Origin of the sequence: Afipia sp. DC4300-2b1, from assembly GCF_049895725.1 — a bacterium.
GTDB classification, from domain to species: domain Bacteria; phylum Pseudomonadota; class Alphaproteobacteria; order Rhizobiales; family Xanthobacteraceae; genus Afipia; species Afipia broomeae.
Genome location: NZ_JAFCSX010000001.1, coordinates 128,799 through 148,544 on the forward strand (window position 1 = coordinate 128,799; position 19,746 = coordinate 148,544).

Sequence of the window (19,746 nt, forward strand, 5' to 3'; positions counted from 1 at the left end):
AAACACTTCATGATCCGAACTATCACCACCAGCGCCCTTCTCGTTCTCATCGCCCTTCTGCTGCTGCCGTTTCAATTGGCCGGCATCCTGTTCAACAGCAGACTCCAGCGCATCGTGCCGAACCTGTTTCATCGCGCCGCCTGCGCGATCATCGGTATCCGCATCACGCAGGTCGGCGAGCGCACGCGCGAAAGCCCGGTGCTGATCCTGTCGAACCATGCCTCGTGGCTCGACATCACCGTGCTCGGCGCGGTGGCGCCGGTGGTGTTTGTTGCGAAATCAGAAGTGGCGAACTGGCCGCTGTTCGGCCAGTTGGCAAAACTGCAGCGCACGGTTTTTGTCGAGCGCGAACGCCGCCACAAGACCGGCGATGCGGCGCGGGCCATGGGCGACCGTCTGCTCGGCGGCGACGCTGTCGTGCTGTTTCCGGAAGGCACGTCGAGCGACGGCATCCGCATCCTGCCGTTCCGGTCGGCGCTGATCGGCGCGGTGCATCACGCCATCGGCGATTCCACCCATCACGATCGCGTCACGGTGCAACCGGTATCGATCGCCTATGTCCGTTATGGCGGCGTCCCGGTCGGCCGCGCGCTGCGCGACAAGGTGGCGTGGTACGGCGAGGCCGAACTGGTGCCGCATCTGCTGAACATCCTGGCGACCGGCGCTGTCGACGTGACTGTCAGTTGGGGCGAAGCCGTTGCGTATGGCATGACTGCGAACCGCAAGGACATCGCGCGGGATGCCGAAACCGCAGTGCGGCGAATGACAGCGCGCGCTTTGCGCTCGCCTCCGGCGCTGCCGTCAGGTACGGAAGAAGGACTGGCTCCTGCCGTCCCGGCCTTCGACCAAACCTGACAGGTAAGATCATGGAAATCAGAAATCTCGGCGGCTCCGGCCTGCGCGTGTCCGCCGTCGGCATCGGCTGCAACAATTTCGGCCAGCGCAGCGATCTCGAGACTTCGCGCAAGATCATTCACAAGGCCATCGATCTCGGCATCACGCTGTTCGACACCGCTGACATCTATGCCGGGCGCGGCGGCTCGGAAACCGTACTGGGCGAAGTGCTCGGCAACCGGCGCAAGGACATTGTGCTGGCGACGAAGTACTCCAAGGCGATGAGCGACGACGGCACCAGGCAGGGCGCATCGCGCCGCTACATCATGACCGCCGTGGAAGACAGCCTGCGCCGCCTCAAGACCGATTACATCGATCTCTACCAGCAGCATGATTTCGATCCGCTGACGCCGATCGAGGAGACGCTGCGTGCACTGGAAGACCTGATCCGCCAGGGCAAGGTGCGCTACATCGGCTGCTCGAATTTTCCGGCGTGGCGCATTGCCGAAGCGCAGTTCACCGCGCGCGGCATCAACACTCATGCCTTCGTGTCGTGCCAGGACGAATACAGCCTGATCGTGCGCGACATCGAGAAGGATCTGCTGCCGGCCGCGCAGGCCTACAATCTCGGCCTGCTGCCTTTCTTCCCGCTGGCCAGCAGCCTGCTGACCGGAAAATACAAACGCGGCGAGAAGCCATCCGCCGACTCCCGGTTCGGCAAGGTGACGTCTCTCGGCGAGCGCTACCTGACGGACAGAAATTTCGACGTCGTGGCGAAGCTTCAGGACTTCGCCAATGCCCATGGCAAGACGATGATCGAGCTGGCGTTCTCGTGGCTCGCGGCGCGGCCGCAGGTGTCGAGCGTGATCGCCGGAGCATCCAGCGCCGAACAGATCGAGCAGAATGCCAAGGCGATCAACTGGAAGCTGACTGCGGACGAGATGACGCAGATAGACAAGATCACGCTGGGCTGACTGTTTCACTCGCTTCCGTCATTGCGCGCGAAGCGAAGCAATCCACTCCTGAAAGCTGGATTGCTGCGTCGCTTGCGCTCCTCGCAATGACGGCTTTCCTCCAATCTTGCGCTAAACCACCAGCCCCTGCATCGCTTTCACCGCCCCGCTATCGGGAAACACCGCCTCCACCAGCACGCGCTCGCCGAGGCCGAGATGATCGCGCAGCACACCCTTGATGACACCGCGCAGATCGGTGGTCGGCTTGAGATCGCGGCTCTCATAAAGATTCCCCAGCTTCAGTCCCGGCCAGTCCGAAATGATACGCCCGCCGTTGACCGCACCGCCCGCGAGCAGCGCAATCGTGCCGGTGCCGTGATCGGTGCCATCGGTGCCGTTGATCCGCGCGGTGCGGCCGAATTCGGTGGCGACCAGGATCACCGTGTCGCGCCAGCGCTCGCCGAGAACGGTCTCGAATTCTGCCAGCGCACCGTCGAGACCTCCTAGCAATTGCGCCAGCCGTCCCACCGCCCCGCCTTCATTGGCATGGGTGTCCCAGCCGTCGAACGCCAGCGCTGCGATGCGCGGGCCGTCGTCCGCCGCCATCAGACGCGCCGCGCCCTTCGCCGCGAGCCGCATCGCGCCCGGGCCGTTCATGCCCGGCTTCGGCTTCATGGCCTCGTCGCGCGCCGCGATCTTGTCGATCTGCAATCCCTGCGACAGCGCTTCGGCCAGTGCGGGATCGCGGTGGGTGTAGAGGTTTATCAGGCGCATCGCGGTGTCGTCGGCGGCCTGCGGCAGATACGGCGGCACCCAGCCGACCGTCGGGGCGGCACCGCGCAGCACCAGCGGCGTTGTGGGGCCCACCGCCAGTCCGCTCATCACGCGCTCGCCGCGCGGCAGCCCTTCCAGCGCGCGATTGAGCCATCCGCTTTGCACCCGGCCCGGTCCGCCGAACCCGCTTTCCAGCACGTCCTGCCCGTCGAAATGCGAGCGCTCGCGATACGGGGTAGCCACCGCATGAACCACCGCGGCTTTCTTGTCCCGGTACATCCGCGCGAATTCCGGCATCGCCGGATGCAGCGCGAAGAAGGAATCGAGCGCGGTGGCGGCATGCGGGCCATCGAGCGAGAGCGCGATCGATCCGTGCAAGGCCGCATAATCGGGATCGCCGATCGGCGCGACAGTGGCGAGGCCGTCCAGCGCGCCGCGCAGGATGATGGTGACGAAGCGCGGATCACGGCCGTCCTTGGCGCGCGCGAATTTCGGCAGGTAAGCCCAGGCGGCGAAGGTCGCACCGCCCAACAGCAGCGCACGACGCGAAACACCTTTCGAGGTATGGCTTTCGCAGCAATCGGTCGGAAAGCTGGACATGCTCATCTCCTCTGGAATTCGGGCGACATCAGCAAAAGCGCGAACGCCTGCTGTTTTGATTCCGCGCGCTCGATGGTCTGCCGCGTCTCGGTCGACGCGGCCTCGCCCGCCACCACATCGAGCAGCGCGCGCGGATCGATACTGTCGGCGATGCGCGACGAAATCTGCGAGGCGATGTCGAGCCGCAGCTTGATGTTTTCAGGTGCGGCCCAGGCCGCATTGGTGTCGGCGAAGCCATTCGGCCCGGCAGGCGTCCACAGCGGCTGACCGAGCACATTGAGGCCGCCGAGATAACGCTGCGGGTCTTCGGGGATGCGTCCCATCATCCGACCGCTCGCCACCAGATATTCATACGGCATGCGGATCTTGGTCATCGGCGCGCGCCATGCCTCATCCGCATCCACCAGCGCCAGCGTCATGGCGCGCAGGTCGCCGCCGGTCTTCCTGAAGGTGGCTTCGAGCTTCCCCACCAGCGCGGCCGGCGGATCGTCGGCTATGAAATGACGCACGAATTTCGTCGCGATGAATTTTGCCGTCGCCGGATGCCGCGCGATGTCGGCAAGCGCCGCCTCGCCCTGCGCCAGACCAGTGTCCTCATAAACCTTGCCGAGCAGCTTCTGCGGTCCGGGCTCATGGGCATTGGCGTTGAAGATGAAAGTGCCGGGCGGGCCCAGCTTTGCCTGCCGCCCGGCGAAGGTCCAGCCGGTGATGATGCGCGCCAGCGACGTCACGTCCGCCTGGGTATAGCCGCCGTTCACGCCGAGCGTGTGCAATTCCATGATCTCGCGGGCGAGATTTTCGTTCAGGCCCTTCTTGCGATTTTGCCCGGCGCGCGAGTCCGGCCCGATCGACTGCTGGTTGTCGAGAAAGAAGATCATCGCCGGATGCTGCTCCACCGCGCGCAGCATCTCGCCGAAATTTCCCAGCACATGCGGGCGGATCGCTTCGCGCTCGAACGCGCCGGACCACATCCGCGCCAGTTCACCCTTGTTCGCGGAGATACAGAAATGATTGGACCAGAATGTCACCAGCCGTTCGACGAATCCGCTCTCCGCCATGGTGGCGCGCTGCAGCCGGGCCAGCGCCTCGGCGCGGAATGTTTTCTGGATGACGTTGAGCGGCTTCGGCGGTTCCTTGGGCGGTGCTGCTTTTGGCGACATCGCATCCGGCACTGCGCCGTTGGACATCATGTCCGTCCTTGACTCGCCCTGTATCTCGCCGCCCGCCGCAGCTTTCGTCTCGGAAGGCTTTCCGGCAGATGAGGATGCCATCGCTTCCGCAGTCCTCGCGGCATTCTCGCGCTGCTGCTTCACGTCTTTCTGATAGTCGAACACCGCCTGCGCCAGAACAGGCGTCGGCTGCAAACCGGGCGCATCGAGCAGAGCCGCGTTGGGCCGTCCCAGTTCCGCCTTCACGAAGCCGCGCGGATCGGAAGCTGCACTGGAAAAATCGCTGGCCGCACCGCCGCGCGCGCCGAATCCGAAGCGGTTGAGTGCGACAAGAGCACCTTGCGGGTCACGCGCCATTGCTGATTCTCATGCTTGAAGCCGCCAACGGGTTGGCTAACTCTGAATCGATCGCGTAAATTATGCGCTTCCGCGGCATGAACGTCACATGAAGGATTCGGCAGAAATCGTGAACGGGATCGTGACAAAAACGTCAGAAAGTCCCGCAACGCAGCGGACGCTGAGCTGCGCGCGCTGCGGGACGCCCTTCACCTGCGACCTGTCCGGTCATTGCTGGTGCATGGACGAGACCGCGAAGCTGCCCATGCCCGCCAAGGGTGAGGATTGTTTGTGTCAGGCCTGCCTCCGGGCGGCGGCCAACGAGCCGCAGTAGCCCCATCCGTCATTCCGGGGCGCGAGTGAAACGAGCGAACCCGGAATCCATGTTTTTCATTTCCGGATTCCGGATCGGCCCGCTTCGCGAGCCGTCCGGAATGACATTGGACTACACCGCGTATCCCGGCGAATTCCGCGCCATGCCGCCGAAGGCATCGAGCAGCTTTTCGCGCCAGGCATAGACCGGATCGTCTTCCTTCAACAGCTTGAACGGGCTGGTGGCGCGCGCCCACTGGAACGGGCCGAACACGATGTAGTCGGCATAATTCGGTGAGGTGCCGCCGAGATAAGGCTGCGTCTTCAGCGTCAGGCGCATCGGGTTCAGCGCGTTGCGAAATCCCTCGACCGCCTGATCGCGATTGGCCGCGGCTTCTTCTAGCGTTTTGCCCAGACGCGCTTCCCGCGTCTTGCGGAAATAAGCCTGGTCGGCAGGACGGAGCAGGCCGTGAATATCTGCTGCGATCATCGGAAAGATGCCGCCAAGGACAACCGTATCGCCCCACCAGTTCAGCATCCGGCCCATGGCGCGGCCGCCTTCGCCGCCGAACAGTGACGGGCGGTCTACATAAGTATCCTCAAGATAGTTCGCGATCGCCCACGAGTCCGCGACGGACGTTTCGCCGTCGATCAACACCGGCACCTTGTCGGACTGATGCGGCGCGATGGCGTCTTTTTCCGAAAAGCGCCACGGGATCGTTTCAGCCTTGATATCCTTGTGCGCCAGCGCCATACGCGTGCGCCAGCAGAACGGGCTGAACACACGCTCGGTTTCCGTGCCGCAAAGTTCGAACAGTTTTCGTGTCATCCCTCACCTTGTTGATTTTCGCTTGCTGACTCCCCCTCCCCGCGTGCGGGGAGAGGTTAGAAAGACTCAGGCCTTCACGACTGCGGCGGTCTGGCCGAACAGCACCTTCTTCTGCTCGTCGGTGAAGGTTTTGCCAAGGCTGGGGTTCACCGTCGGGCCGACCGCGTAGGCGCGAACCGTCGCAGACCGGGCGCGGATGGCCTCGAACCAGCGCTTGAGATGCGGAAAGTCCTCGAGCTTCTGGCCCTGCCGCTCATACGGCACGATCCACGGATACGCCGCCATGTCCGCGATCGAATAATCGCCCGCGACAAACTCGCGATCCGCCAGCCGCTTGTTGAGCACGCCGTACAGCCGGTTGGTTTCGTTGACATAGCGGTCGATGGCGTAAGGAATCTTCTCCGGCGCATAGTTGCTGAAATGATGGTTCTGGCCGAGCATCGGACCGAGGCCGCCCATCTGCCACATCAGCCACTGAATGACATCGAAGCGCTTGCGCAGATCGGAGGGCATGAACTTGCCGGTCTTCTCCGCCAGATAGAGCAGAATCGCGCCGGATTCGAAGATCTTCACCGGCGCGCCACCATCGGCCGGCGCCTGATCGATCATCGCCGGCATGCGGTTGTTGGGCGAGAACGCCAGGAATTCCGGCTTGAACTGGTCGCCGGTGCCGATGTTGATCGGATGAATTGTGTAGGCGAGGCCGGTCTCTTCGAGAAACATCGTGATCTTGTGGCCATTCGGCGTCGGCCAATAATAGAGGTCGATCATCTTGCTATCCTTGTCGTTATCTCTGGATGCAGGGCGTCAGGCAGGCGACGCAAAGTCAATGCGATTGCATGAACCTTGCGCTTCGCGCCTGCGAAGTCAATGCCGCGCCCCGCATATCAAGTAAATTTCATTGCCCGGAGCCGAGGCTCGTGAAAGATTTTCATCGCTTCACTCCAAACAAGAAACAGTCCCTCTCACGTCCTGACGATAGAGTTCCGGAAAATCCCGACTCGGGATCAAGAAAGGTCGACAATGACGAAAGAATTCGCACGGCGTGATTTCCTCAAACTTTCCACCGCAATGGGGCTCGCCGCGACAGGCGGCTTCTCATGCATGGGCGTTGCGAGCGCGGCGCCGATCCAGGTGCCGACCATCGACAAGCTGTCGATCCGCGTGCTTGTCGACCAGCAGCACGATCAGTTCCTGAAAGGCTCGACCGTGAACGGTGTCGTGCACGAGGGTCCAGGCGGCGGCCGCAGCGCGGACGCGCGCAACGTCCTGCATAACGAATGGGGCCTGTCGCTGTTCCTTGAATCGCAGCGCGAACAGGAAGCGCGGAACATCCTGCTCGATTTCGGCTACACATCGCCCGCGATCATCAACAATATCGGCCTGCTGAATGTCGACCCGTCGAAGATCAACGCACTGATCGTCAGCCACGGCCATATCGACCACTACGGCGGCCTGATCGGATTTCTCGACAAGTACCGCAGCGTGCTTCCCGCCGACGTGAAGCTTTATGCCGGCGGCGAAGACAACTTCTGTCACCGCGTCAGCCGCACATCGACCGGACAGTATGGCGAGTTCGGCATTCTCGACCGCAAGCAGATCACCGCCCAGAAGGTGCAGACCGTGCTGTGCGAGACGCCGACCGTGATCGAAGGCCACGCCTTCACCACCGGCAAGATCAAGCGCAACAGTGTAGAGAAGATTCTTCCGAACAGCTTTGTCGACTACACGCCGGCCAGCGCGGGCTGTGACTACGGCCACTACACGCCCGCCGAACTGCAGGGCAAGTTCACGCCGGACGAACATGTCCATGAACATGCCACCTGCTTCAACATCCGCGGCAAGGGCCTCGTGGTGATCAGTTCCTGCGGCCATGTCGGCATTGTCAATTCGGTGCGGCAGGCACAGGAAGTCTCCGGCGTGCAGAAGGTTCACGCCATCGTCGGCGGTTTCCATCTGGGCCCCGCGCCCGCCGACTACCTCAAGCAGATCGTCGGCGAGATCAAGGCGCTCCAGCCGGACGTGGTGATTCCGATGCATTGCAGCGGGTTGAACTTCCTGCTCGAAGCGCGGGAACAGATGCCGGGCAGCGTCATCAACGTCTCCACCGGCAGCCGCCTGACGTTCAGCGCGTGAGCATTCGTCATCCTCTGACACGCAGCGCGGCCATGATAGCCGCGCTGCTGTTCGGCGTCCTGACTGTATCCCCCGCGTCGGCCCAAGGCTCCACGCGCTCCGCCGCCGAACTGATGGACGCGGTGATGTGGAATCGTGAACCGATCGGCGGCGCGTTCACGCTCAAGGACCAGACCGGCAAGACGCGGACTGACGCCGATTTCCGCGGCCAGTTCATGCTGGTCTATTTCGGATTCACGTATTGCCCGGACATCTGCCCGACGGATCTTCAGCAAATCGGGCTGGCGATGGAGCAACTCGGCGACGATGCGAAGCACGTTCAGCCGCTGTTCGTCACGCTCGATCCCGAGCGCGACACGGCCGAGCATCTCGCGCAATACGTCCCGCTGTTTCATCCGCGGCTGCTCGGCCTGACCGGCGGCAACGCCGATATTGCGACAGCAGCCGACGCCTACCGGGTCTATTACAAACGGGTCAAAACCGGCGACAAGCCCGGCGACTACACTGTGGACCACTCCGCCTTCATCTATCTCGTCGACCGCGACGGCAGGTATCTTGGCTTCTTTCCGCCCGGCACCGATGCGCCGCGCCTGGTCGAGATGATCAGGCCGCATGTGAGGGGTAGCGCGGAGCGGTAAACAATTTCGTTGTGGCCGGGCTTATCGCTGCTGTCCACGCTCGTTTCACCATGCCAGCCCGGGTCGTCATTGCGAGCGAAGCGAAGCAATCCACTCTTTGAATTCAAAGGAAATGGATTGCTTCGTCGCTTCGCTCCTCGCAATGACGGCTGACATTTATCTTACTCCACGCTCACCTTTCTCGGCTCCACGATCTCGAAGCCGGTGGAGAATTCATCAAGCATCCCGAACAGTTCGCGCAGTTTCAGCGGATTGCCGCCGACCGACACATCCCCCGTCAAGACGCTGCCGAGGAAGGTCCGTTGCTTGAGCGTGATGGCGTCGAGCGCGGCGCGGGTCAGGGTCACGCTGGCGTCGGCCTTGTCGGACAGCTTGCCCGCGGTATGCGTCAGCGCCGAGTTCTCCAGATTCATCACATAGGTCTCGTTGAGATCTGTGAAGGTCCAGTTGATCACGATGGTCTTGCCTTCGGCCTTTGCTGCGTTGAGCCGCACGCCAAGGAAATCGAACGCCAGATCGATCGAAATGCCCTTCAGCAGTTCTGCATTGACCAGCGCCGGCGGCTGCGGGCCGACACCGCCACGTAATTCCAGCGCGCCCAGCAGGTAGGCGTTACGCCAGGTCGCGGCCTCGCTCTGATACCCGAGCTGTTCGAGCGCATCGGCGCCAAGCTCGCGCGCGTCCTTGTTGGCGGGATCGGCAAAGACCACCTTGCTCATCACGCTGGCGACCCAGCGATACTGCCCGGCCTTGTAATCGTCGCGCGCACGTTTGATGGTCGCCTCCGCGCCGCCCATATACTCGACCTGCTTTTTCGCCTCTTCCGTGCGCGGCAGCGGGTTGAGATCGGCCGGATTGGCGTCATACCAGCCGAGATAGAACTGATAGACCGCCTTGGCGTTGTGGCTCAGTGTGCCGTAATAGCCGCGCGAGGCCCAGTCGTTTGCGAGCGATGGCGGCAGCTTCAACTGCTCGGCGATTTCCGTCGACGTCAGGCCATGGTTGAGGAGCCGCACCGTCTGGTCGTGGATGAACTTGTAGAGATCGCGCTGCTTGCTCAGGAACGCGACAATGCGCTCGTTGCCCCACACCGGCCAGTGATGCTGCGCGATCACGATCTCGGTCCTGTCGCCGTAGCGCGCAAGCGCATCGTTGATATAGCGCGACCACAGCCGTCCGTCGCGAATCTCCGCGCCGCGGATGGTGTAGAGATTATGCATATTGTGGGTGGCGTCTTCCGCCATGTTCAGAAGTTTGAACTGCGGGAAGTACATGACCATTTCGGACGGGGCTTCCGAACCCGGCACGAGATGGAATTCGATTTCGACACCATCGACAGTGCGCTTCTCCGACGCCTGCTTGATCACGTCATTCGGCGGGATCAGCGAAATCGACCCTCGCGCCAGCGCCTTGCCGAGGCCCGTGTCGATCTGCGCGCGGTCGCCGACCGGCAGCGCGCTGCCGAACTGATACTGCGCGCGGCGTGACATCGCATTGCCGGCGATGACGTTCTCTGCCACGGCATGCTCCATGAAGCCGTCCGGCGCGATCACCTTCACCCTGCCGGTCTTGGCATCCTCCTCGGTGATGACGCCCTTGGCTCCGCCAAAGTGATCGGCATGGCTGTGGGTGTAGACCACTGCCGCGACCGGCTTTGCAGGCCGGTTCTTCAGATAGAGGTCGAGCGCGGCCTTCGCGGTCTCGTTGGAGAGCAGCGGATCGATCAGGATGAGGCCGCTCTCACCCTCGATAATGGTGAGATTGGCGATGTCCAGCCCGCGCACCTGATAGACGCGCTCGGTCACCTTGAAGAGGCCGTTGATGGCGTTGAGCTGCGCCTGCCGCCACAGGCTCGGATTGACCGTAGCCGGCACCTGATCGTTTTTCAGGAAATCATACTGCTTTGTATTGAACGCCGGCTTGTCAGTCGGGCCTGGAATGATCCCGTCCGGCAGCGTCGCGATGAAGCCGCGCCTGGCATCCTCGAAATCGGCGCGGTCGCTGAACGGCAGCGTCCTGAGGAAAGCGTCGTTCACCGCGCGGCTCGCGGGTTCGGCGTCCTTGGACTGCGCAAATGCGGAGGAAAGCGGTGCGGCGGTAAACAAAGCGGCGGCCAGCAGGCTGGCGATGCGCGATGACGACATGAAACACTCCCGGCTGCCGCGTGGTCCTCGGCATGCGCCACGCGTTGGTTCCAGCCTATCAGGACAAACGCGTAAATTTCATCGCAAACTTCGTTCACGGCGGCGAAGAAAATGCCCTTTTCTCTCCGCACTCCGCGCCCCATATTCCGCTCATGGCGAAGAACCCCGATTCCGCGAAGAAGCCTCCCAAAACCCCGAAATCGAAAGCCCATCGTCCCGATGTGCAGCCGATCGGGCCCGCGCTGGCGGAGCTTTTGAACCCGGCGATCAACCGCGGCGATGCAGGCATGGGCTCCGGCACCGGTTTGCAGCCGCCGCCGGACAATTCAAAGGACCGGCGCTCCGGCGGCGAGGCCGCGATCCATCGCGCGCGCAAATCGACGCCGAAGGGTTTCGTCGAGGGCGAGCCCCGCCCGACCCCGCTCCAGCCCGCTCCGCAGCCACCCGGTGCGAGCCGCGGGTTCGACGAAGCCCCGCAGGCCAACTACGGCACAAGCGCGCCGATCCCGACCCTGGATCCTGAACTGGCGAAGCAGCTCGGCTATGATGTCGATGACGACGACTCGTTTCGTCCGGCACGCAACAAGATGGAATCGCTGGGCGTGCAGGCGACCGCCGACGCGCTGGAAAACCTGATCCGCGACGGCCGCCCTGAATTTCGCAAGAATGACGGCTCACTGAAGGTCTGGACGCCGCATCGCCCGCCCCGCCCGGAGAAATCCGAAGGCGGCGTGCGCTTTGAGCTCAAGTCCGCCTATGAGCCGAAGGGCGACCAGCCGACCGCGATCAAGGAACTGGTCGAAGGCATCCAGCGCAACGACCGCACGCAGGTGCTGCTCGGCGTCACTGGCTCGGGCAAGACCTACACCATGGCGAAGGTGATCGAGGCCACGCAGCGCCCCGCGATCATCCTTGCGCCCAACAAGACGCTGGCGGCGCAGCTCTACGGCGAGTTCAAGAGCTTTTTTCCCGACAATGCGGTGGAATATTTCGTCTCGTACTACGACTACTATCAGCCCGAAGCCTACGTCCCCCGCACCGACACCTACATCGAGAAGGATTCATCGATCAACGAGCAGATCGACCGGATGCGCCACTCGGCGACGCGCGCGCTGCTGGAGCGCGACGACGTCATCATCGTCGCGTCGGTGTCGTGCATCTACGGTATCGGTTCGGTCGAGACCTACACCGCGATGACCTTCGCGATGAAGCGCGGCGAGCGGATCGACCAGCGCCAACTCATCGCCGACCTCGTCGCCCTGCAATACAAGCGCACCTCGGCGGATTTCACCCGCGGCACCTTCCGCGTGCGCGGCGACACGCTCGACATCTTCCCGGCGCACTATGAAGACCGGGCGTGGCGCGTGAACATGTTCGGCGACACCATCGAGAGCATCGAGGAGTTCGATCCGCTCACCGGCCACAAGCAGGACGAGCTTGAATTCATCAAGATCTATGCCAACTCGCACTATGTCACGCCGCGCCCGACGCTGATCCAGGCCATCAAGGGCATCAAGAGCGAACTGAAATGGCGGCTCGACCAGTTGAACGCGCAAGGCCGCCTGCTCGAAGCGCAGCGCCTCGAACAACGCACCACCTTCGATCTCGAAATGATGGAAGCGACCGGAAGCTGCGCCGGCATCGAAAACTATTCCCGCTATCTCACCGGCCGCAAACCGGGCGAGCCGCCGCCGACGCTGTTCGAATATGTGCCGGACAACGCGCTGGTGTTCGCGGACGAAAGCCATGTCAGCGTGCCGCAGATCGGCGCGATGTTCAAAGGCGACTTCCGCCGCAAGGCGACGCTCGCCGAATACGGCTTCCGCCTGCCCTCCTGCATGGACAACCGTCCGCTGCGCTTTGAAGAGTGGGACATGATGCGCCCGCAATCGATCGCGGTGTCGGCGACGCCGGGCGCCTGGGAGCTGAACGAGTCCGGCGGCGTGTTCGTCGAGCAGGTGATCCGCCCGACCGGGCTGATTGACCCGCCGGTCAATATCCGCCCCGCCCGCACGCAGGTCGACGATCTGGTCGGCGAGGTCCGCGCCACGGCGCAGGCCGGCTATCGCTCGCTGATCACCGTGCTGACCAAGCGCATGGCGGAAGACCTCACCGAATATCTGCACGAGCAGGGCATACGCGTGCGCTACATGCACTCGGACATCGACACCATCGAGCGCATCGAGATCATCCGCGATCTTCGTTTGGGTGCCTTCGACGCGCTGGTCGGCATCAACCTGCTGCGCGAAGGCCTCGACATTCCGGAATGCGCGCTGGTCGCCATTCTCGACGCCGACAAGGAAGGTTTTCTGCGCAGCGAGACCTCGCTGATCCAGACCATCGGCCGCGCCGCGCGTAACGTTGACGGCAAGGTCATCCTGTATGCGGATCAAATCACCGGATCGATGGAACGCGCCATCGCCGAGACCGATCGCCGCCGCGAGAAGCAGGTTGAATACAACACCGCCCACGGCATCACGCCGGAAAGCATCAAGCGCGACATCGGCGATATTCTCGGCAGCGTCTATGAGCGCGATCATGTGCTGGTGGAAATCGGCGACGGCGGCATGGCCGACGACGCGGTCGCCATCGGCCATAACTTCGAGGCGGTGCTGGCCGATCTCGAGACCCGGATGCGCGAAGCCGCTGCCGATCTGAACTTCGAAGAAGCCGCGCGCCTGCGCGACGAGGTCAAGCGCCTGCGCGCCACTGAGCTGGCAGTGGTGGACGATCCGACCATCAAGCAGCGCGGCGTCGCGGCGAAAGCAGGCAGCTATGCCGGCAAGAAGAAGTACGGCGATGCCGCGAATTTACCGGCGCAACTGGACAAGGCCGCGGCGAAAATGAAATCGCGCGCGCGCAAGCCGACGCTGGACGAGATGGGTCCGGGAATGGAAAGCAGGATTTTCCAGCCCACCAACTCGCGCCAGTCCGGGCCCGAGTTCTCCGGCCGCTCCACCGGCGGCGCGCCGGGCAAGCGCGGCGGATGGAAGAAGAGGTAGGCGGACTTCGCCTCCTGTGGCGGCATGGCGGTTGTAGAATCCGTCTCCATATAAAGCGGGATCAGACCATCCCGCCTGCTTGTCTCGCTGGACGCCGCTCCGCGCATCCTCCTGACGGCCCGTTTCCAGCCCGAGAGCCCCATGACACCTCTGTCCATCCTCGACCTTGTGCGCGTCACGGAAGAAACCGACGCACGCGGCGCGCTCGACAACGCCCGCGATCTTGCCTCTCACGCCGAAGGCTGGGGCTATCGCCGCATCTGGGTGGCCGAGCATCACAACATGGCTGGGATTGCCAGCGCCGCGACCTCGATCGTGCTGGCGCATATCGCCGCCGGAACGAAGACCATCCGCGTCGGCGCAGGCGGCATCATGCTGCCGAACCATGCGCCCTATGTGATCGCCGAGCAGTTCGGAACATTGGAGCGGCTGTTTCCCGGACGCATCGATCTTGGGCTCGGCCGCGCGCCGGGGACCGATCAACTCACGCTGCGCGCGTTGCGGCGCTCGCCCGAAGCTGCCGACAATTTTCCTCAGGACGTGCTGGAGGTGCAGGCCTTCCTGGCTCCCGCCGGTCCGAACCAGCGCATCCAGGCGGTGCCCGCTGCTGGCACGAACGTGCCGCTGTGGATTCTGGGGTCAAGCCATTTCGGCGCGATGCTCGCCGCCGAACTCGGACTTCCATATGCATTCGCCTCGCATTTCGCACCCGACGAACTGATCCCGGCGCTGGAGATTTATCGCAGCCGCTTCAAGCCTTCGGAGCAGCTGGACCGGCCCTATGCCATGGTCGGCGTCAACGTAATCGCAGCCGAAAGCGACGGCGAAGCGCGGCGGCTCGCAACAACGCAGCGGATGTCCTTTACCAATCTTTTCCGCGGCGCGCGCGGCCTCAGCCAGCCGCCCATCGATGACATCGAGACCTATTGGACGCCGTCGGAAAAGGCGCAGGCCATGCGCATGCTCGCACGCTCCATCATCGGCTCGCCGCAGACGGTTCGCGCCGGGATCGATGCGGTGGTGAAAGAGACCGGCGCCGACGAACTGATCGTGGTCTCCGATGTCTATGACCATCCAACACGCTTGAGGTCGTTTGAGATGATCGCCGACGCGGCCCGTTAACATCACGCATCCCCCCGGGGGGCGACGGCACAACGTCTGCGTGATGACAGATTTGCCATCCCCCCTCGCCCCCTGCTAGGTCATCGTCAGATTTCCGACCTGGGGGACTGACCAAATGGCCGACGCCGATCTCGATGCGCTCATCCGGCAGCTTGCGAAGCAGCAGCACAAGACTCTGACCGCCGCCGTCAAGAAGCAGCGGGACCGCTACGCGGCCCTCGCCGCCAACGCGAAGGACGCGCAGGGCAAGCAGCTCAACAGGCAGCTTGCAAAGGATGCGCTGGAGATCGGCACTTCAACGGTGAAGCGGCTGCAGATGTCGGCGGACAATGCCGCTTACAGCCACGCACGATCGATGCGGCAGGCGATTGACGCGGCCAGGGAGGCCGCGAAGAAAGCCGTGAAGGAGACAAAGGCCAGCAAGCCAAAGGCGCCGAAGAAAGCCACGAAGAAAAAGCAGGCGAATTCCCGAAGCTGAATGGAAGTTACGCCGCCCCGCTGCAAGTCCTTGAAGATGGACTGCTGCGTTAAGCCCGGCAACGACGGGCGATGCCTCAATGGCGATAGCCGAAGCCGGCGAAACGTAGGGACTCATCACAAATCCCGCCGCCGACGTTTTTCGTCGCCACGTTTTTCGCCTGAATTCTCAGTTCGCACCGCGTCATCGCGGGCTCTCTCCGAGAAAACTCGGTGCGCCGGACAGGACGGATTGCAGCGATCATGCTGTCTCTGGTTAAGGACAGCGGTCCCATCGTCCCGTCGGGAGCTAAAGCATATTAGCACCGGACATCATCCTGTCTATCTGGAACCCAGGTGTTCCATTTAACATGCGCCTACAGGACGCACTTATTTCCGAGACGCGAATGCAATCGATGACTGTGACCTCCTCCCCCATCACCTATGACGACTTCGCCAAGGTCGACCTGCGCGTCGGACGTGTTCTTGAAATTCAGCCGTTTCCGAAAGCGCGCAATCCGTCGTGGAAGGTGCGTGTCGATCTCGGTGAGCTTGGCGAGAAATGGTCGAGCGCGCAGATCACCAACAACACGGCGGAGCAGCTTGTTGGTTCGCTGGTGATATGCGTGAGCAATCTCCCGCCGCGCAACATCGCAGGCTTCATGTCCGAAGTGCTGATCCTCGGCGCGCCGGACGCCGGCGGGAAGATCATCCTGCTGTCACCGCGCAAGGATGACTCCGGCTACGACATCGTCGCATCCGGCACGAAGGTTTACTGACGCGTTACCCGCAGAATCTACTTCGCCAGCACGCGGGCGAGTTCGATCAGATTGGTGGAGATCGGCTTGGTGCGTCCGGCGATCTCCGCCAGCGGCGTGCGCGTGATTTCCCCGCGCTGCTCGCCGATCAGCACACCTGACACGCCTTCGGCCAGCGACGTGAGCGCAGCGACGCCAAGCCGCGTCGCCAGCAGCCGGTCGAAGGCCGTCGGCGGCGCGCCGCGCACGACGTGGCCAAGCACGGTCGCGCGCAATTCGAATCCGGCCATGCCCCGGTTGCTCTCGAAGTATTCGAGGATATGCGCAGCATTCTCCTTGACGCCTTCGGCGAGCACCACGATCGCATGGGTCTTGCCGCGCTCGTAAGCCGCGCGCAGCCGCTCGGCGATCTCAAACGCCGATACTTCGAATTCAGGTGTCGAGATAACCTCCGCGCCGCCTGCAAGGCCCGCCATCATGGCGAGATAGCCGCAGTTGCGCCCCATGGTCTCGACCAGAAATGCACGGGTGTGCGACGAGCCAGTGGTCCGCAGATTGTCGATGGCTCCGACCGTCACGTTGATGGCGGTGTCGCAGCCGATGGTGACATCGGTGCCGTAAAGATCGTTGTCGATGGTCGAGGCGATGCCGAGCACGGGAAAGCCGAGGCCATGCAGCGCGGCGGAGCCCGTCTGGGAGCCGTTGCCGCCGATCACCACCAGGGCATCGATGCCGCGCGTCGCCAGATTTCGCAGCGCTTTCGAACGACCGCCTTCCTCGCGAAATTCCTTCGAGCGGGCACTGCCGAGAAACGTCCCGCCGATCTGGATGATGCCGCCGACATCGCGCGCGCTGAGCCGCGTCATGCGATCGTCGATCAGGCCCTGCCAGCCTTCACGTACACCGTAGACCGCGATGTCGCGATTGAGCGCGCTACGCGTCACCGCACGAATCGCCGCATTCATGCCGGGGGCGTCGCCGCCGCTGGTCAGAATCGCAATTGCTTTCATGAAATGTGCCCCGTGAACCGGATCACCCGGACTCTATGATGCCTCCGGCTGAACGACAACGCATGACGCAACAGCCCGTTCCTGACGACGGCTTCCGTTTCGGGAGCGGGTCTAGACAGACTTGGCAGGGCCCGTCATCGGCTGACCGTTGGCCGCCAGCAGCGCGCGCAGATCGCGAATGGGCGGAAACACCTCGACATTCCAGTCCGCCCCCTGGGCATCGTGCGCACGCTGCTCCATTTCGACGATTTCGCGATCCTCGGCGAAGATCCGTTCGGTGAACCAAACCAAGGCCGGCCACGCCAGATCGAGCAGACCAGGTATTTTCGGACGGCGCACTGACAGCAATCCAAACGTACGATTGAATTTCTGCTCGGCGTCCACCGGGGTGTAGGCGATCCACAGGTGCATCACCGGCTCGTCGCCGGAGGTCCAGATCCGCAAGGTCTGATAGGGATACTCCGTGCGGATCGTCATCAGGTCGCGGCTGACGCGATCAGCACCGCGGCGGCTGCTCAGGATCAGCGCTTCGCCGAGCGGCTGGCTGCCTTCGGTGCGCGCAAAGCTGTAATCGACTTCGATCCAGTCCTCGCCCTTGCGGCGGCCAAGATAGCGCGGCGCGATCTTGCCCATCTGGCGGCGATGCAGAAACTGATGGTTCATGTCCATCAGGTTCTCGTGCATGAACGTATAGTGACAACGAACCTGCTTGCCGAAGCGGCGGGTCTTGAAAGCCTTGTCATGCGCCGAGCCAAGCGGGCCCAGCTCGGTTATTGCTTTCGGATCGCCCGGCCAGATCAGGATCAGGCCGTCCTGCTCGCGGCAGGGATAGGCGCGAACGCCGTTCGGCAGCTTGTCCTTGCCCAGATAAGGCACATCAATGCATTTGCCGGACGCGTCATAAGTCCAGCCATGGTAGCAGCAGCGCACCGCACAGCCTTCCACCACACCCTTCGACAACGGCACCTGCCGGTGGGCGCAGCGATCCTCGAGTGCAAAGACCGCTCCACCGTCCTTCGGACGGATGAGGACGATGGGCTCGCCGGCGAATTGCGCGGCATAGGTCTTGCCGGGCTTGAGTTCTTTCGACCACGCCAGCGGGTACCAGTGATCGGGATGTGAGCCGATGCGGCGAAGGTCGATGTCTGGTGGCTGGACGAGCTGGCGGGTGGGCAAATCGAGAGTATCGGACATGAGGCCCCTTGGCATTGCTAAGTTCAGAGCTTGCGCCTGGACTGGCGCAAATATAGCGCCCGATTGGGTTTGTCTGGAAGTTGTGGTTTCATCGTGACCGATCACGTCATCGCGCCTTGGCGGGGGTAACGGTTTCTCATATGACTATTGCTGACTCCGGCTCTCGACGGACACATGACGATGCATCTGCGACCGGCCAGCCTTTGCGCATTTCTTGTCCTGTTTTGCGTTGGGGCAGCACCCGCTGACGCCGCGAAGAAAGCCGACAAGCCCGCCAAACCGGCGGAGCCGATGGCGCAGGATACGTCGCTCAACAATGTGAAGGATGCGCCGAAGGCTCCGTCGCTGGCCTGCGAAGGATCATTTGCGAAGGATGCGACGCACGCCAAGCTGGTCACCGAATTCGGCACGAAACACGTCGTGTTCAAGGACGTCGAAGTCACCAGCGGCGTCCTGACCAAGGCGACAGTCATTTTCGACGATGATCCGACCCGGCGCTTGGTGATCTACTGGAAGGACGACAAGGCCCGCGCCAGACCCGCCTCCATCTCGATCGAAGCGCCTTCGACATGGACCGGCCCCGGCGGTGTGCGCAATGGCCTGTCGCTGAAAGAACTGGAGAAGCTCAACGGCGAGACCTTTAGCATCACCGGATTTGGCGGCATCGGCGGCGGCGAAGTGTCGAAACTCAGCGGCCCGTTCGTCAACCTGGCGGGGGACTGCACGCTGAAGATCCGTTTCGAGCCCGGCATTGCCAGTCCATTGCCGCCGCGTTTTGCGGCGGTAACGGGAGACCAACTCATCGTCTCGAAGAATCTGCTTCTGCGCCGGGTGCGCCCACAGGTTTTGCAGTGGAGCCTCAACTATCGGTAAATTTTCGCTGCGTCGCCGTCCGCGCGCGAGGGATGCCGTCGCGAAAATCGTCGGCACATTAGAGAGACTTCGTTAAACCTCGCATCGCATGCGGCTTGATCCTCCGGCGGTTCCCACTTACGGAACCGCCAGCTTGGGGAGACAAACGCAATGAACGATCATCGGTCCGAACAGTGCGTGCGGACTTTTCTCGACGCTTTCTATGCCGGTGACGCGCCGCGCATGGAGCAATGCTGCGACGACGCGTTTACCTCGATCACCTATGCGCCCGTGGAAATTTTTCCGCATCTCGGCCTCAAGCAAAGCAAGGCGTGGATCGCGAAGGCCATCCAGATCCAGCGCGAGCGCTATTCGAGCAGGCATCACATCATCGATTTTGTGATCGCGAATGAAACGCACGGCGCAGCGTTCGTGCAGGCGGTTCTGACCAAACGCAGTGACCAGCGCATCATCCGGCTCAATATTGGAGAATTCTTTACACTGCGCAACGGCCTCATCGTCGAATATCGCTCGCTGTTCGATTCCTTCGATCTGGTACAGCAATTGATCGGTGAAGATCTGACCGGTGAATTCTCCATCCGCGTCAGAAACGCGATGCGGCAGTAG

The 19,746-nt window shown here is 62.7% G+C and carries 19 protein-coding genes; 11 read left to right on the forward strand and 8 right to left on the reverse strand.

Annotated elements, in window-relative coordinates:
- Nucleotides 1-9: 9 nt before the first annotated feature.
- Together ACP7AL_RS00625 and ACP7AL_RS00630 are read left to right on the forward strand one after the other, a co-directional pair.
- A complete protein-coding gene (locus ACP7AL_RS00625; RefSeq protein WP_425987806.1) occupies nt 10-855 on the forward strand; it encodes a lysophospholipid acyltransferase family protein in 846 nt (281 codons plus the stop codon).
- An 11-nt stretch (nt 856-866) separates the two neighbouring features.
- Complete coding sequence (locus tag ACP7AL_RS00630; RefSeq protein ID WP_425987808.1) at nt 867-1,808, forward strand: aldo/keto reductase; 942 nt, start codon at nt 867-869, stop codon at nt 1,806-1,808.
- A gap of 111 nt (nt 1,809-1,919) precedes the next feature.
- On the opposite strand, the gene ACP7AL_RS00635 is transcribed toward ACP7AL_RS00630, so the two are convergent.
- Together ACP7AL_RS00635 and ACP7AL_RS00640 are read right to left on the reverse strand one after the other, a co-directional pair.
- Nucleotides 1,920-3,161 carry a DUF1501 domain-containing protein gene (locus ACP7AL_RS00635; protein ID WP_425987810.1) on the reverse strand — a complete coding sequence of 414 codons (1,242 nt, stop codon included), beginning with the start codon at nt 3,159-3,161 and terminating at the stop codon, nt 1,920-1,922.
- A gap of 2 nt (nt 3,162-3,163) precedes the next feature.
- Entirely contained in the window at nt 3,164-4,687 is a 1,524-nt protein-coding gene (locus ACP7AL_RS00640) for a DUF1800 domain-containing protein (RefSeq protein WP_425987812.1), read from the reverse strand.
- An 88-nt stretch (nt 4,688-4,775) separates the two neighbouring features.
- Between ACP7AL_RS00640 and ACP7AL_RS00645 the strand changes: the two genes are divergently transcribed.
- Complete coding sequence (locus ACP7AL_RS00645; protein WP_425987813.1) at nt 4,776-5,000, forward strand: cysteine-rich CWC family protein; 225 nt, start codon at nt 4,776-4,778, stop codon at nt 4,998-5,000.
- A gap of 111 nt (nt 5,001-5,111) precedes the next feature.
- Here the strand turns inward: ACP7AL_RS00645 and ACP7AL_RS00650 are convergent, their stop codons facing one another.
- Together ACP7AL_RS00650 and ACP7AL_RS00655 are read right to left on the reverse strand one after the other, a co-directional pair.
- Complete coding sequence (locus tag ACP7AL_RS00650) at nt 5,112-5,807, reverse strand: glutathione S-transferase family protein (protein WP_425987815.1); 696 nt, start codon at nt 5,805-5,807, stop codon at nt 5,112-5,114.
- Nucleotides 5,808-5,873: 66 nt separating this feature from the next.
- Nucleotides 5,874-6,578: a glutathione binding-like protein gene (locus tag ACP7AL_RS00655; RefSeq protein WP_425987817.1), complete on the reverse strand. Its 705-nt coding sequence runs from the start codon at nt 6,576-6,578 to the stop codon at nt 5,874-5,876.
- A gap of 252 nt (nt 6,579-6,830) precedes the next feature.
- On the opposite strand from ACP7AL_RS00655, the gene ACP7AL_RS00660 reads away from it, so the two are divergent.
- Entirely contained in the window at nt 6,831-7,943 is a 1,113-nt protein-coding gene (locus tag ACP7AL_RS00660) for an MBL fold metallo-hydrolase (RefSeq protein ID WP_425987819.1), read from the forward strand.
- 32 nt (nt 7,944-7,975) lie between these two features.
- Nucleotides 7,976-8,581 carry an SCO family protein gene (locus ACP7AL_RS00665; protein ID WP_425987821.1) on the forward strand — a complete coding sequence of 202 codons (606 nt, stop codon included), beginning with the start codon at nt 7,976-7,978 and terminating at the stop codon, nt 8,579-8,581.
- Between the two features lie 161 nt (nt 8,582-8,742).
- On the opposite strand, the gene ACP7AL_RS00670 is transcribed toward ACP7AL_RS00665, so the two are convergent.
- The gene (locus tag ACP7AL_RS00670; RefSeq protein ID WP_425987823.1) at nt 8,743-10,725 is read right to left on the reverse strand and encodes an alkyl/aryl-sulfatase; all 1,983 of its coding nucleotides are present in this window, start codon (nt 10,723-10,725) and stop codon (nt 8,743-8,745) included.
- 152 nt (nt 10,726-10,877) lie between these two features.
- Here ACP7AL_RS00670 and uvrB point away from each other — a divergent pair, with 152 nt between their 5' ends.
- The 3 genes from uvrB (at nt 10,878) to ACP7AL_RS00685 (ending at nt 15,327) form a co-directional block, all read left to right on the forward strand.
- Nucleotides 10,878-13,727, forward strand: a complete 2,850-nt coding sequence (uvrB, locus tag ACP7AL_RS00675) for an excinuclease ABC subunit UvrB (protein WP_425987825.1) — start codon at nt 10,878-10,880, stop codon at nt 13,725-13,727.
- A 141-nt stretch (nt 13,728-13,868) separates the two neighbouring features.
- A complete protein-coding gene (locus tag ACP7AL_RS00680; RefSeq protein WP_425987827.1) occupies nt 13,869-14,849 on the forward strand; it encodes an LLM class flavin-dependent oxidoreductase in 981 nt (326 codons plus the stop codon).
- Nucleotides 14,850-14,964: 115 nt separating this feature from the next.
- Nucleotides 14,965-15,327: a hypothetical protein gene (locus tag ACP7AL_RS00685; protein WP_425987829.1), complete on the forward strand. Its 363-nt coding sequence runs from the start codon at nt 14,965-14,967 to the stop codon at nt 15,325-15,327.
- Nucleotides 15,328-15,403: 76 nt separating this feature from the next.
- On the opposite strand, the gene ACP7AL_RS00690 is transcribed toward ACP7AL_RS00685, so the two are convergent.
- On the reverse strand, nt 15,404-15,571 hold the full coding sequence (locus tag ACP7AL_RS00690; RefSeq protein ID WP_425987832.1) for a hypothetical protein: 168 nt from the start codon (nt 15,569-15,571) through the stop codon (nt 15,404-15,406).
- A 141-nt stretch (nt 15,572-15,712) separates the two neighbouring features.
- On the opposite strand from ACP7AL_RS00690, the gene ACP7AL_RS00695 reads away from it, so the two are divergent.
- A complete protein-coding gene (locus ACP7AL_RS00695) occupies nt 15,713-16,084 on the forward strand; it encodes a tRNA-binding protein (RefSeq protein WP_425987834.1) in 372 nt (123 codons plus the stop codon).
- 17 nt (nt 16,085-16,101) lie between these two features.
- Here ACP7AL_RS00695 and ACP7AL_RS00700 read toward each other — a convergent pair whose 3' ends face one another.
- Together ACP7AL_RS00700 and ACP7AL_RS00705 are read right to left on the reverse strand one after the other, a co-directional pair.
- Nucleotides 16,102-17,073 (reverse strand): ATP-dependent 6-phosphofructokinase, encoded by a 972-nt coding sequence (locus ACP7AL_RS00700; protein ID WP_425987837.1) that lies wholly within the window; start codon nt 17,071-17,073, stop codon nt 16,102-16,104.
- 111 nt (nt 17,074-17,184) lie between these two features.
- On the reverse strand, nt 17,185-18,267 hold the full coding sequence (locus tag ACP7AL_RS00705; RefSeq protein ID WP_425987840.1) for a Rieske 2Fe-2S domain-containing protein: 1,083 nt from the start codon (nt 18,265-18,267) through the stop codon (nt 17,185-17,187).
- 180 nt (nt 18,268-18,447) lie between these two features.
- On the opposite strand from ACP7AL_RS00705, the gene ACP7AL_RS00710 reads away from it, so the two are divergent.
- Nucleotides 18,448-19,140, forward strand: coding sequence for a hypothetical protein (locus tag ACP7AL_RS00710; protein WP_425987843.1), 693 nt, complete (start codon nt 18,448-18,450; stop codon nt 19,138-19,140).
- A gap of 150 nt (nt 19,141-19,290) precedes the next feature.
- Nucleotides 19,291-19,746, forward strand: coding sequence for a nuclear transport factor 2 family protein (locus tag ACP7AL_RS00715; protein WP_425987845.1), 456 nt, complete (start codon nt 19,291-19,293; stop codon nt 19,744-19,746).